This window comes from Pigmentiphaga litoralis (genome assembly GCF_014651835.1).
Lineage (GTDB): Bacteria > Pseudomonadota > Gammaproteobacteria > Burkholderiales > Burkholderiaceae_B > Pigmentiphaga > Pigmentiphaga litoralis.
On sequence record NZ_BMXQ01000001.1, the window covers coordinates 1,311,741 to 1,325,245 of the forward strand.

Sequence of the window (13,505 nt, forward strand, 5' to 3'; positions counted from 1 at the left end):
TTGGTGCCCTAGTGCAGATAGTTGTTCGGTCAACACAGTTAGCGCGGAGCCCGTTGCCGCTTGCCACGGCTGCCGCGCCGTCACGCAGCGGTAGAATCGATGCCCGTTACCCACAGCTCGAGTCTTTCCCATGCGCATCGCCACCTGGAACGTCAACTCCCTTACCGTGCGGCTGCCGCAGGTGCTTGCCTGGCTGCAGGACAACCCGATGGAAGCACTCTGTCTGCAGGAGCTGAAGCAGGTAGACGAAAAGGTGCCCGTCGACGCCTTTCGCGAGGCGGGCTACCACATCGCGTTCATCGGCCAGAAGACGTACAACGGCGTCGCCATCATCTCGAAGGCCGAGCCGCGCGACATCCAGCGCAACATTCCAGGCTTTGACGACGATCAGCAGCGGGTGATCGCCGTCACCCTGGACTCCCCCCGGGGCGACGTGCGCATCATCTGTGCGTACTGCCCCAACGGCCAGGCCATCGGCAGCGACAAGTACGAGTACAAGCTCAGCTGGTATCGGGCCTTCACGGCGTATGTGCGTGGCGAGATGGCCAAGTACCCGCGGCTGGCCGTGCTGGGCGACTACAACATCGCGCCCGACGATCGCGACGTGCACGATCCGGCCAAGTGGGAGGGCAGCGTGCTGGTGTCCGAAGCTGAACGCAGTGCGTTTCGCATGCTGCTCGGCCTGGGACTGTCCGACGCTTTCCGCCTGTTCGAGCAGGAGCCCAAGTTGTTCAGCTGGTGGGATTACCGGATGATGGGCTTTCGCCGGAACGCAGGCCTGCGCATCGACCACATCCTGCTGTCCGACCCGCTCAAGGCGGTGTGCCGCGCCTGCACCATCGACAAGACGCCCCGGCGCAACGAACAGCCGTCGGACCATACGCCGGTGGTGGCGACGCTGGATCTTTGATCACGCTTCCATTTCGAAACAGGAACGCTTCTCATTTCTGCTAAATTAGGGGGATGTCACGTGCGCCATGCGGCGTGCGACCGTATCGACGGAGTCCATCGTGCATCCTTCCTCCCTCCCCTCTGCCGTGCTGCCGCTGCGGCCCGGCACCCCGATGGAACAATGGAAACGGGCGATCGAGGCCGGGAACGAGGCGTTCACCGGCGCCAACCCCGCGACGGCCCTGGGCCACTACCGCCTTGCCCTGCGAATCGCCCAGACCCTGGTCGGCGACTGGCCCGATCATGACGCGTCCCTGGCGGCGCTGGTGGTCTCCCACCACAACCTGGCGGATCTGCACCGGCTGAGTAACGCGGACGACGACGCGATCCAGCACGTATGTGATGCGCACGACCTGCTGCAGCGGCTCATTGCCGATCCGGACACCGACCTGGCGCTGCGTCAGGCCGCGCTGCGCCATACGCGCCAGACCCTGCATGAATTGCTGCGATGCGCCCGCACGACGCCCACGCATGCGCGCGTGCAGGCCAGTCTGGCCCACGGCCGCCAGGGTCTGACGGTGGTCGCCGCTGCCGAATTTCCCAGCCATTGACGGGAACGCGCCGCCACCGCCACGGCCACAGCCGGCACGAACGTTGCGGCGCAGTCCGCCAGGCCACCCCCGCCCCTGTCACCACGACACCCGCTCGGCCTCTTGTTGTTCCATTCTGTCCACGGAGATCACACCATGCCCTATACCCTGCCAGCACTGCCGTATGCCTACGATGCCCTGGAGCCGCATATCGACGCCCAGACGATGGAAATCCATCACACCAAGCACCACCAGACTTACATCAACAACGTCAATGCGGCGCTGGAAAACAACCCGCTTGGCGACCAACCGGTCGAGCAACTGGTCCAGTCGATCGACTCGCTGCCCGAAAACCTGAAGGGCGTCGTCCGCAACAACGGCGGCGGCCATGCCAACCACAGCCTGTTCTGGACGGTGATGTCGCCGTCGGGTGGCGGCGCGCCGACCGGCAGCGTGGCGGCGGCCATCGATTCGGACCTGGGCGGCTATGACGCCTTCAAGGACGCCTTCACCAAGGCGGCGCTGACCCGCTTCGGCAGTGGCTGGGCCTGGCTCAGTGTGACGCCGGCCGGCAAGCTGGTGGTCGAGAGCACCGGCAACCAGGACAGCCCGCTCATGACCGGCAATACGCCCATCCTGGGCCTGGACGTGTGGGAACACGCCTACTACCTGAAGTATCAGAACCGCCGCCCGGAATACATTTCGGCGTTCTACAACGTCGTGGACTGGCAGGAAGTGTCCCGCCGTTTCGACGCCGCCAAGGGCTGATCACGTGGCCGCCAGCAGCCGCCCGGCTCCCAATGGCTGGCACCTGATGCGCAAGCGCATCGGGGCGGCCATTGCCCTTGCGGGCCTGGTGATCCTGCTGCACCGCGCGTGGACCACCACCGCAATGCAGGATCCCAGGGTGATGAACGCCCTGCTGGGCGGCCTGATGGCCGCCGGGGCAACGGCCTTGGGCGCGCTGCCGGTGCTGTTCTCGCAGCGCATGTCCGACCGCGTGCAGGACAGCCTGTTCGGATTCGGCGCGGGCGTGATGCTCGCAGCCAGTGCGTTTTCCTTGGTCGTGCCCGGCATTGCCGCCGCCAAGGACCAGGGCGCCGGCCCCTGGGAAGCCGGCCTGATCGTGGGCGGCGCCATTCTGCTCGGTGCGCTGATGCTGTTGCTGATGGAGCGGTGGCTTCCGCACGAACACTTCATCAAGGGTGTCGAAGGCCGCCAGGGCAACGCCACCCCGCTGGCCGTCAAACGGACATGGATGTTCGTGTTCGCGATTGCCTTGCACAATATTCCGGAAGGTCTTGCCATCGGCGTGGCCTTCGCCAGTACCGACCCGCTGCGCGCGGCCGCGTTGTCCACGGGCATCTCGATTCAGGACGTACCTGAAGGGCTGGTGGTGGCGATCGCGCTGGCGTCGATCGGATACCGCCGCGTGACGGCGGTTGTGCTCGCCATTCTGTCTGGCCTGGTGGAGCCGGTTGCCGCCGTGCTGGGAGCGTCCTTGCTCAGCTATTCGGCTGCGCTGCTGCCCTGGGGACTGGGCCTGGCCGCGGGCGCCATGCTGTTCGTGATCAGCCACGAGATCATTCCCGAATCGCACCGCAAGGGGCATGAGGTCTATGCCACCGTGGGGTTGATGATGGGATTCGTGATCATGATGCTGCTGGATACCGCGCTGGGTTGAGCCGCACGCTGCCAGCACGCCCAGACGCATAAGCGCCTTTACGCACAGGGAATGCGTTGATACCGCCATTTAATTAGCCTGGCTATCCTTTCACCCGGTGAATCTTTTCACGGAGGAGGGACAGCATGGCAAGAGCAAGAAAAGGGAAGGCATCACTGCGTCGCGACCTACAGCGTTTCAGCCCGTCACTGACGTGGGGAGCGGGCCTGGCAGGGCTAGCAGGCCTGGCGGTGGCCAGCAGCGGCGCATGTGCACAAAACGTGCAGTTGTATGGCGCCATGGATACGGGTCTCGAGTATGTGACCCACGCCAACGCTGCGGGCAACGGTGTGCTGCGCATGCCGAACGTCACGGGAGGCCTCATGGCTTCGCGATGGGGACTGCGCGGGCAGGAAGACCTTGGCGACGGACTGAAGGTGTCGTTCGCGCTGGAAAGCGGCTTTGGAACAGACAGCGGCGTCCAGGGCCAGGGCGGGCGGCTGTTCGGACGTCAAGCCTGGGTCGCGCTGGGCTCGCGCCTCGGGCAGCTGACCTTCGGCCGGCAGTACAACGCCACCTTGTTTGCCATTGGCGATTCCGACGTCATGGGACCGGCGGTGTACGGTCTGGGCAGCCTGGACAACTACATTCCGAACACGCGGTCGGACAACGCCATCGGCTATCGCGGCACCTATGACAAATTCACGACGGTGCTGACCTACAGTCTGGGGCGTGACGTGTCGGCAGCGGGTGGCCCGGCAGCCACCAACTGCCCGGGCGAACGCGCCGATGACCGCAAGGCCTGCCGCCAGGTGGCGGGAACGCTCAAGTACGACACCCGTGGGGGCGGCGTGGCGGTGGGCTACGATCAGTTCCGGGGCGGCCCCAACGCCGCTGGCGGACTGACGGACAGCGACCGGACGGATACCCGCCACTTGCTGACGGGTTACGTCAAGTTCGGCCAGTTGAAACTGGGGGCCGGCTGGATCGCGCGCACCACGCGCGCCGCAGTCAAGTCGGATAGCGACCTGTACTACCTGGGCGCCAGCTATCCCCTGACGGCAGCCTGGACGCTTGACGCCGAAATCGCCCGGCTGCGCTCGTCGATCGACAACGGAAAGTCCACGCTTGCCGCGGCGCGCGCCACCTACGCCATCAGCAAGCGCACGGCGGTGTACGGCCTGGCGGGCTTCATCGACAACAACGCCGGCGCCAACCTGTCGGTCAGTGGCGGGCAGGCCTTGAGCGGACTGTCTTATGGCGTCAATCAGGCAGGCGTGATGGCAGGGATGCGTCACCTCTTCTGAGGGCCGTTCACGGATGACGAAACGGCCGAGTCCGCCTGAATGGCCGCAGCCAGCCACAAGGCCTCTGGCAGCAACTGCCGAACGTAGAAACGCCCGGTGTCCCGCTTGGCTGCATGCCAAGGCTCCTGCGTCGGGTTGGCGGCGGCGGCGTGCAGCATGCGCGCCCACAGGTAGGTCGTCGCCAGATGCCCCAGCAGGCGCAGGTACGAGCTTGCGGCGGCCAGGCGGGCCGGCTCGGACGCGGTAGCGAGCAAGGTCGTGACGTCCTTTACGGTGCCAGCGAGCGTGGCGAGGGCGGCATCGATCTCCTCATCATGCGCTGTAGCGCCCTCGCCCTTGGATCGGCGAGTCCAACGGTCGATCGACGCCAGCAAGACAGCCAGGCCGTGGCCATCGCCCAGTGCTTTGCGCTGCAGAAGGTCAATGGCCTGGATGCCAGTCGTGCCTTCATACAGGGTGATGACACGCGCATCGCGCAGCAATTGTTCAATGCCAGTGGCAGTCATGTAGCCGTGCCCGCCGTGCACCTGCAGCGCCAGGCTCACCGCCTGTTGCGCGTTTTCGCAAACGAAACCTTTGACGATGGGCGTGAGCAATCCCAGCAAGGCGGCCGCATCGGCGCGGTGCGCCGGGTCGCAATGGCCCCGCGCAGCGTCCATCACGGCGGCGTCCATCACTGAGGCGTCGATCAGCGCAGCGGACCAGCAGATCAGCGCCCTGCCCCCTTCCACCCAGGCGCGTTGAATCGCGAGCATGCGCGCGACGTCGGGGTGGGCGATCAGCAGGCTGGGCTCGGCCAGGGTGGTGCCTGGCGTACTGACCGCCTTGCCCTGCCGTCTTTCGCCGGCATACCGCGCCGCGTTCTGCCACGCAATGTCCGCCAGGCCCACCGCCTGCGCGCCCGCCAGCAAGCGTGCACGGTTCATCATGGGGAACATGGCGGCAAGGCCACGCTGCGGGTCCCCGATCCGCCACCCCACGGCCCCCTCGAACCGGAGGGTGCACGTGGGACTGCCATGCAAACCCATCTTGTGTTCGATCCCGTCGCAATGCACCCGGTTGCGCGTTCCATCCTCCAGCCATTTGGGCACCAGGAACAAGGTCAGGCCGCGGGTGCCCGGCGGCGCATCGGGCAGGCGGGCCAGCACCAGGTGCACGATGTTCGCCGTCAGGTCGTGATCGCCGCCGCTGGCAAAGATCTTGGTGCCGGTGATGCGGTAGCTGCCGTCAGGCGCCACCGCGGCCCGGGTGCGCAGCAAGCCAAGGTCGGAGCCGGCCTGCGCCTCACTCAGGCACATCGTGGCCAGGACGGATCCGTCGGCAAGCAAGGGCCCCCAGCGCGCGATCAGGTCAGGCGACGCCGACGCTTGCAGGCACGCCAGCGCGCAGGGATTGACGGCCTCCGCCATGACGAACGCATGGCAGGCGGCGCTCAGGATTTCCTGCTGGATCGTGAACAGCACGTGCGGCAGGCCTTCGCCGCCCAGTTCCGGATCGGCGCATAGAAGCGGCCATCCTTGAGCGCAGAAGGCGGCATACGCCTCTGGAAAACCGGCAGGTGTCTGCACGCCGGACGCCGTCCAGGTACACCCCTGCGCATCGGCGCCTGCATTGAGGGGCAGGATGGTGTCTATCGCGAAACGCCCCATTGCGTCGACAATGTGGTCGACCAGAAGGCTGTCCAGGTGCTGCGCGCCGGCGAGACTGCCCGGCAGATCCGGCGCACTGAGCACCTCGAACAGCAGAAACCGGATGTCGCGCAGCGGCGGCTCGAACGCAAGCACGGCAGCCTCCTTCAGCGGGGCGCGAGCCGTATCGCGCCGTCCAGCCTGATCGTCTCGCCGTTCAGATAGGCACATGTTGCGATGTTGACGACCTGATCGGCAAATTCGTCGGGCCGGCCGAGGCGCGACGGAAAGGGGATCGCCGCCGCCAACGACGCACGAACCGGCTCGGACGCCGTCTGCAGCAGGGGCGTATCGAAGATGCCGGGGGCGATGGCCATGGCACGAATCCCGAAAGGCGCGAATTCGCGCGCCATCTGCAGCGTCAGTGCGGTCAGCCCGCCTTTGGCGGCGGCATACGCTGCCTGACCGACCTGGGCCTCGAAGGCCGCGGCCGACGTCGTGAAGACGATGGCGCCCCGTTCGCCATCGGCCAGCGGATCCAGCGTCATCATCCGCGCGGCGGCAAGACGCGTCGCATTGAACGCGCCAATCAGGTTCAGCTCCAGGATGCGGCGGAACGCTTCCATTGGCATGGGTCCGTCCTTGCCAACGATGCGGCCCGGCGCGCCACCGCCGGCACAATTGACCAGCAGGCGAGCAGGACCCTGGGCAGCCGCAGCGTCAGACAGTGCGGCTTCAAGTGACGGCGTGTCGGTCACGTCGCAGTGCAACGCCAGCCCGCCAATGGCGTCGGCCAACTGCCGTGCAGCGTCGAGCTGGATGTCGAGCACCGCGACCCGCGCCCCCGCCCTGGCCAGCCGACGTGCCGTCGCCGCCCCGAGGCCGGACGCACCGCCGGTGACGAGAACAGGAGTATCAACGAGTTGCATGAGAGGTCTCCTTCAAGGTCATGCCGATACGCCGCTGCCGAGCGGCGACACCCGTGCGGTGGGACGAACGACACCCGCATCCGACGGGTCCTGATACAGCCTTTCCACCAGGTCAGCGCGGCGTGCCAGCACCATGCGCTGATTGATCGATCCCTTGTCGGTCATTTCACCCGACGCGAGCGAGGGCGGCTGCATCATGACCATGGCGCGGCAGACGCGGAAGGAACTGCCGTGCGCCCGCGCCGCGCACGCATCCAGGACGCCCTGTACCCATGCGGCCAGCCCGGCCTCGTTGCCCGCCGCGGTCAGCTGAGCATGGCTGGGACCGTGCAGAAACAGCAAGGCGCCCAGTTCGTGGCGGTCCTGGCCAGTAATGACGGCGTCCATCAGATGGGGCGCGCCGGCGGCCACGAGCGAGGCGCGGACGTCCCCCACGTTGACCCAGGTGCCGCTGCTCAGTTTGAAGTCTTCGGCAATGCGTCCGTCGAACACCAGGCCTTGCTCCGGGTTGGCCGGATTCTCGAATCGCGCTGCATCACCGCTGCAGAAAAACCCTTCGCTGTCGAACGCATCGGCGGTGAGATCCGGCTGACGCCAGTAGCCGGGCGTGACGTTCGGGCCCTTGTACCGGACTTCGAGCTTGTCGCCGTGCGCGACGAGCTTGACGGTCACGCCAGGCGCCGGCAGGCCGATCTTTCCGGCGACCCAGTCCGGCAGGTGCGCCGAAATCGCGAAGGGTGCGGTCTCCGTCATGCCCAGCCCCATCGTCATGGGAATGCGATAGCCGCAGGCGGCCACCGCATGGTCGTCGATGGCCAGCTGCACGGCGCGTGACAGCGCCGCACCGGCAGGGAAAATCAACCGCAGCCGGGCAAAGAACGATGCCCGCAATGCAGCGTCGTCTCGCATCGCGCGCGTCAGCAGGTCCATGCCCTTGGGCACGGAGTAATACACCGTCGGAGAAATCTCGCGAAGGTTGCGCAAGGTTTCCGCAAATCCGTCGTCGGTGGGTTTGCCTTCGTCGATGAACAGGCTGCCGCCGTGATATAGCACCAGCCCGAAATTGTGATTGCCGCCCGCCGTGTGATGCCACGGCAGCCAGTCGACCAGCACGGGCCGGTCTTCGCCCATGAAGGGGTAGCACTGCGTGTACATCTGCAGGTTCGAGCAGATCATGCCGTGCGTGTTGATCACGGCTTTCGGCATCCGGGTGGACCCGGACGTGAACAGGAACTTGGCGATCGTGGACGCGGTGACCGCTGCGTGAGCCGACTCGACCCGCGCGGTGGCTGTCGTGGCTTGCAGATCGGCGAAGGTCGTGTGCGTGCGCCCGGGGATCTCGCCCTTGACCAGGACAACTTCCACGTCGCCGGGCACCGCTGCCATGATCGCGCGGGCAAACGCGCTGCCATCGGATGCGAATACCATGCCTGGCGTGAGCAGTTCGACCGCATGGCGCACCTTGGCGCCATCGGTCGCCAGCAGCGAATACGCAGGCGACAAGGGAACGTAGGGAAGCCCGACATGCATGGCGGCCAGTCCCAGCAGCGCGTGTTCGATGTCATTGCCGGACAGGATCAACAAAGGCCGATCTTCGCTCAGGCCTCGTTGCAGCAGCGCTTCCGAAAGCTGGCGCACCCGGGTCAGGGCGTCGCAGTAGCTCAGATGCTGCCATTGGCCCGCGGCATCACGTCTTGCCAGAAACGTGGCGGTGGGCGTGCGCTGCGCCCACCGCACCAGCAGCTCGGTGACCCGTGCAGGACTGGGCTGCAAGGGATCGGTGGCGCGCAAGAGCCAGGCGCCGTCCGAACGTTGGGTGACTTCCGCGGCGTACGGCCCGAAGTGGATGGGCCGGAAAGCCCGCGCCGGCGGCATGCTGGGCAAGGTTGGGGTCATGGTGTGTCTCCTCGAAGTCGCGCGGATCGTCGAACGTCCGCGTCTGTATGAGCCGGGTCTGAACAAGCCTGACCAACGGTGCGCCGGGCGCACCGCCGGTGGGTTGCCCTCAGGTCGGCACCACCTTGGCGGCCCGCTTGTCCAGGAAGGCGGCGACGCGCTGCTTCGCCTCGTCGTCCCCTTGCGTCATGGCGGCCATCAGCGATTCGGTCATCAAGCCGTGTTCCATCGGCTGTTCCGCAATCAGCGGCAGCGCATTCAGGATCGCGAAGTTGGACAAGGGCGCGTTGCTGGCAATGCGCCGCGCCAGTTCGCGTGCCTTGCGCATGCCGTCTCCGGCAGGGGTCAGGTAGTGCGCGAGCCCCAATTGCACGCCTTCGGCGGCGCTGTACACCCGGCCGGTCAGCATCATTTCGGCCACCCGCGAAAACCCGATCAGCTTGGAGATGCGAACCGACCCGCCGCCCCCGACAAAAATGCCACGCTGGCCTTCCGGCAAGCCGAAATAGCCGCTCTCTTCGACGACACGCACATGCGTGGTGGCGGCAAGTTCCAATCCGCCGCCCACCACGGCGCCGTGCAGCACCGAGATGACCGGCACCCGCCCGAACTGGATCTGGCGGAACGCCGCGTACCACTGGTGCGAATGCATCATGCTTTCCGAGGGCGTTGACGCGGTCAGTTCGGACAGGTCCAGCCCGGCGCTGAAGTGATCGCCCTCCCCGTTCAGGATCACGACGCGTACCGATGCAGGCAGGTTCTCGAATGCCGAACGCAACGCGCTGATGACCGGCAGGCTGATGGCGTTGCGCTTGGCGGGCCGGTTCAATGTAAGAATCGCGATGTCGTCGTCGATCTGCTGACGGACCAGGGCGTGGGGGGTGTTGTCGGTCATCGTGCCGCCTCTTGAACAAGGGAAGAATGGGGGACCGGCTCCGGCGCATGCCGGGCGAGTCCCAGGTAAGCGTCAACCACCTTCGGGTGGCTTTCGAGATCGCTGGCGGGGCCTTGCAACACCACGCAGCCGTTTTCCAATACGTAGCCGTAGTCCGCGACACGCAGCGCGGCCCGTGCGTTCTGCTCGACCAGCAACGTGGACACACCGTGTCCGCGCAGCGTCGCCACGACGTCCAGCACCTCTTGCACAATGCGCGGCGCCAGGCCCAGGCTGGGCTCATCGAGCATGAGCAGCCGCGGTTTGCCCATCAGGGCGCGCCCAACGGCAAGCATTTGCCGCTCGCCGCCGGACAACGTGCCGGCGAGTTGGCGCGCGCGCTCTTCAAGCCGCGGGAACAGGTGGTAGACCCAATCCAGCTGATCGAGGGGTTGCGGCTCCCCCGCCCGGTAGCGCCGGAAACCGCCCAGCCGCAGGTTGTCGGCCACCGTCATGTCCGAAAACAGCTCGCGCTTTTCAGGCACCAGCGCCATGCCACGCATGACGCGGCCGACGACATCGCGCCGCATCAGCGATTCGCCATCAAGGCGGATCTCGCCTCGGGCCTTGAGCACGCCCATCAGCGCATTGAGCAGTGTTGACTTGCCGGCGCCGTTCGGACCGATCACGGTCACGATGCTGCCCGCCTTGACGCGTAGCGTGGCGCCGAGCAAGGCGTCTACCTTGCCGTAGCTGGCGCACAGACCGGTCACGTCGAGCAGCGGTGGCGTGGTGTCGACGGCGCCGTCGATCGCTTCGGCGGGCGCCGGCGCATCGACGCGGTTCAACATGGCGTTCATGCGTCGCTCCCAAGGTAGGCTTCGCGTACGGCCGGATGCCGCTGGATCTCGGCGGGACTGCCGTCGGCGATCTTCTTGCCGTACACCATGACGACGATGCGGTCGGCCAGCCCCATGACGAAGTCCATGTCGTGCTCGACCAGCAGCAGGGTCATGCCTTCGGCGCGCAAGGCCGCCAGCAGCGAGGCCAGCGCCTGTTTTTCAAGGTGCCGCAAGCCGGCAGCCGGCTCATCCAGCAAAAGCAATGACGGGTCGCTGGCCAGCGCCCGCGCGATCTCGACCAGGCGCTGCTGCCCGAGCGCCAGGCTGCTTGCCTCGGCATGCATCAGGCCGTCGAGGCCCACGCGTTTCAGGGCTTGCGCCGCCTCGTGCAGCCGTTGCCGCTCGACCGCGCGATCCAGGCGCAGCGCGGACCGCCACACGCTCGATGGCGCGCGCAGCTGGGTACCCAGCGCGACGTTATCCAGGACCGTCATGCCAGGAACCAGCTTGACATGCTGAAAGGTGCGCGCCATGCCAAGGCGTGCAATCTCACGGGCAGGCAGGCCGTCGATGCGCGTCGTGCCAAAAGCGATCTGGCCCGCGCTGGCCGACAGCGCGCCAGTGATCAGGTTGAAGGTGGTCGACTTGCCAGCGCCATTGGGCCCGATCAACGCAACGATGCGGGCTGGCGCGACTTGAAAGCTGACACCGTCGACCGCCTGCAGACCGCCAAACCGTTTGCCTACGTCGGTCAGGGTGAGCAAGGGACCACCGCTGTGGTGCAGCGTGCGCCGGTTCAAGGGCGGGGACGCGAGCACGGGCCGGGGCGCGCGGTCGGGCACCAGGCGCCGCAGATAGGGCCAGGCGCCTTGCGGTGCAAAGCGCAGCAACACGATCAGCATGGCGCCGAACACAATCAATTCGAAGTTGCCGGCCATGCCCAACAAGGATGGCAGCACGGTCTGCAACTGATCCTGCAGCAGCTTGACCAGCGCCGCGCCGACGACGGCGCCCCACACATTGGCCATGCCGCCGACGATCAGCATGATCACGTATTCAAGGCTGGCGTTCAGCCCGAACGGCGTCGGGTTCACGGCACGCTGCAGGTACACGTACAGCCAGCCGGCCACTGAGGCAAGCATCGCCGCCAGCACGAAGATCAGGCGCTTGCAGGCCACGGTGTCCACGCCGAACGATTCGGTCAGCAGGCGTCCGTGCTTGAGCGCGCGCATGACGCGGCCTGGCTGTGAGTCGAGCAGATTGCACAGGCCCCATCCGCACAGGCCGACACAGGCCCAGATCAGCCCGTACATGGCGCGGCCGCTGCGCAGTTCGATCCCGAACAGGGACATGGGCGCGAGGTTGGCAAGCCCGTCATACTTGCCGAGCGCCGCGATGCTTCCGAACAGGTAGTACAGCGCGAGACTCCACGCGATCGTGGCCAGAGCAAGGTAGTGCCCCGACATGCGGATGGTGATCGCCCCGATCACGTACGCACACCCGCCCGTGACCACCAGGCCGAACAACAGCGTTGCCCAGGACGGTGCGCCGACGGTGCTGCTCAGATACGCACTTGCATAGGCGCCGATGCCGACGAAGGCGGCCTGCCCGAACGAGGTCAGGCCCGCCACGCCAGTGAGCAGCACCAGCCCGAGCACGACCAGTGCATAGAGGCCGATGTAGTTGGCTTGCGAGATCCAGAACTCCGGGATGGCTGCGGACAAAGGCAGTCCCGCGACCAGCAGGATCAGGGCGATCTGCAACGCCCGGCGCCGCGTGGCGCCGCGGCCCGACGACGCCGGAGCGACAGCGCTTTGCAAAGGGATATCGACCGATTTCATGCTCACTCCTCGGTGTCGTGCGCACCGCCGCGCATCGACAGCCACAGCAAGACAGGGATGACCGACAGGAACACGATGGCTTCCTTGAAGGCGCTGGCGGCGTAGGACACACCCGACTCGAAGATGCCGAGCAGCAGCGCGCCGGCCAGGGTGAGCGGGTAGCTCGCCAGCCCGCCAAAGATGGCGGCGACGAACCCCTTCAATCCGATCAGCAGGCCCGAGTCGTAATACAGCGTCACGACCGGCGCGATCAGAATGCCGCACAGGGCGCCGAGGAAGGCGGCGATGCCGAACGACACGCTGCCCGAGAACGGAACCGATATGCCCACCAGGCGCGCGCCCAGCGCATTGGACGCCGATGCCCACAGCGCCTTGCCGTACAAGGTGCGTTCGAACAGCAGCCACAAGGCGGCAATCAGGATGGCGGTGGCCACTACCACGACAATGCTCTGCCCGCTCAAGGACAGGTCGCCAAGGGGCAGCTGGACGTCCCAGAACGGCACCGTGCGAAAGCCGTCCACGCCAAAGAACAGCAGGGCAAGCCCATTGAGCACGAAGTGCACGCCCACCGACACGATCATCAGCACCAGTACGCTGGCGTCCACCATCGGGCGATAGACGATGCGATAGAGCAGCGGCCCCATGGCGGTCACCAGCGCCGTCGCGACCAGGCCTTGCGCCACCAGAGGCAAGGCGGCCTGCGCCGCCCAGACGGTCAGCGCGACGATGGCCAGGGGGATGCAGAGACAGGTCAGCGCAATGCGGGCGAAGCGCTGCGGTTCGCGGTCACGTGCCGCGGCCGCGAACTCAAGCAGGGTTGCGACCACCGACAATCCCGCGAGCAGCCAGATGGTGGCCGGCACTTTGCCGTCCTGGAGCATGGCCAGGCTCAGGCCCCCGAAGACCACCCATTCCCCCTGCGGCAGGAAGATGACGCGCGTGACCACGAAGAGCAGGACCGTGGCCATGCCCAGCAACGCGTAGACCGCGCCGGTGGTCACCCCGTCCTGCAGCAAAGCCGTAGTGATGGCGAAGGATTCCATG

The 13,505-nt window shown here is 66.4% G+C and carries 12 protein-coding genes; 5 read left to right on the top strand and 7 right to left on the bottom strand.

The features are described 5' to 3' along the window. Nucleotides 1-130 precede the first annotated feature (130 nt). The 5 genes from xth to IE116_RS05785 all read left to right on the top strand — a co-directional run bounded on the left by xth (nucleotide 131) and on the right by IE116_RS05785 (nucleotide 4,451). Nucleotides 131-910 (top strand): exodeoxyribonuclease III, encoded by a 780-nt coding sequence (xth, locus tag IE116_RS05765; protein WP_189610592.1) that lies wholly within the window; start codon nucleotides 131-133, stop codon nucleotides 908-910. Nucleotides 911-1,010: 100 nt separating this feature from the next. After that, nucleotides 1,011-1,502, top strand: coding sequence for a DUF2753 family protein (locus IE116_RS05770; protein WP_189610594.1), 492 nt, complete (start codon nucleotides 1,011-1,013; stop codon nucleotides 1,500-1,502). 135 nt (nucleotides 1,503-1,637) lie between these two features. Continuing rightward, entirely contained in the window at nucleotides 1,638-2,249 is a 612-nt protein-coding gene (locus tag IE116_RS05775) for a superoxide dismutase (RefSeq protein ID WP_189610595.1), read from the top strand. A gap of 46 nt (nucleotides 2,250-2,295) precedes the next feature. Continuing rightward, the gene (locus tag IE116_RS05780; protein WP_189614463.1) at nucleotides 2,296-3,165 is read left to right on the top strand and encodes a ZIP family metal transporter; all 870 of its coding nucleotides are present in this window, start codon (nucleotides 2,296-2,298) and stop codon (nucleotides 3,163-3,165) included. A 188-nt stretch (nucleotides 3,166-3,353) separates the two neighbouring features. After that, nucleotides 3,354-4,451, top strand: a complete 1,098-nt coding sequence (locus IE116_RS05785; protein ID WP_229828390.1) for a porin — start codon at nucleotides 3,354-3,356, stop codon at nucleotides 4,449-4,451. Here the strand turns inward: IE116_RS05785 and IE116_RS05790 are convergent. From IE116_RS05790 to IE116_RS05820, 7 genes are all read right to left on the bottom strand, one after another. Next, nucleotides 4,439-6,235, bottom strand: coding sequence for an acyl-CoA dehydrogenase (locus IE116_RS05790; RefSeq protein ID WP_189610599.1), 1,797 nt, complete (start codon nucleotides 6,233-6,235; stop codon nucleotides 4,439-4,441). The two genes, IE116_RS05785 and IE116_RS05790, sit on opposite strands and share 13 nt — an antisense overlap. Nucleotides 6,236-6,246: 11 nt before the next feature. After that, a complete protein-coding gene (locus IE116_RS05795) occupies nucleotides 6,247-7,008 on the bottom strand; it encodes an SDR family NAD(P)-dependent oxidoreductase (protein ID WP_189610601.1) in 762 nt (253 codons plus the stop codon). Between the two features lie 18 nt (nucleotides 7,009-7,026). Further along, on the bottom strand, nucleotides 7,027-8,904 hold the full coding sequence (locus IE116_RS05800) for a feruloyl-CoA synthase (protein ID WP_229828013.1): 1,878 nt from the start codon (nucleotides 8,902-8,904) through the stop codon (nucleotides 7,027-7,029). A gap of 109 nt (nucleotides 8,905-9,013) precedes the next feature. Beyond that, nucleotides 9,014-9,799 carry a crotonase/enoyl-CoA hydratase family protein gene (locus IE116_RS05805; RefSeq protein ID WP_189610603.1) on the bottom strand — a complete coding sequence of 262 codons (786 nt, stop codon included), beginning with the start codon at nucleotides 9,797-9,799 and terminating at the stop codon, nucleotides 9,014-9,016. After that, entirely contained in the window at nucleotides 9,796-10,629 is an 834-nt protein-coding gene (locus tag IE116_RS05810; protein ID WP_189614465.1) for an ABC transporter ATP-binding protein, read from the bottom strand. The genes IE116_RS05805 and IE116_RS05810 overlap by 4 nt, the downstream gene beginning before the upstream one ends. Nucleotides 10,630-10,634: 5 nt before the next feature. Further along, nucleotides 10,635-12,461 carry a branched-chain amino acid ABC transporter ATP-binding protein/permease gene (locus IE116_RS05815; protein ID WP_189610605.1) on the bottom strand — a complete coding sequence of 609 codons (1,827 nt, stop codon included), beginning with the start codon at nucleotides 12,459-12,461 and terminating at the stop codon, nucleotides 10,635-10,637. Between the two features lie 2 nt (nucleotides 12,462-12,463). After that, nucleotides 12,464-13,504, bottom strand: coding sequence for a branched-chain amino acid ABC transporter permease (locus tag IE116_RS05820; protein WP_189610607.1), 1,041 nt, complete (start codon nucleotides 13,502-13,504; stop codon nucleotides 12,464-12,466). Nucleotide 13,505 lies beyond the last annotated feature (1 nt).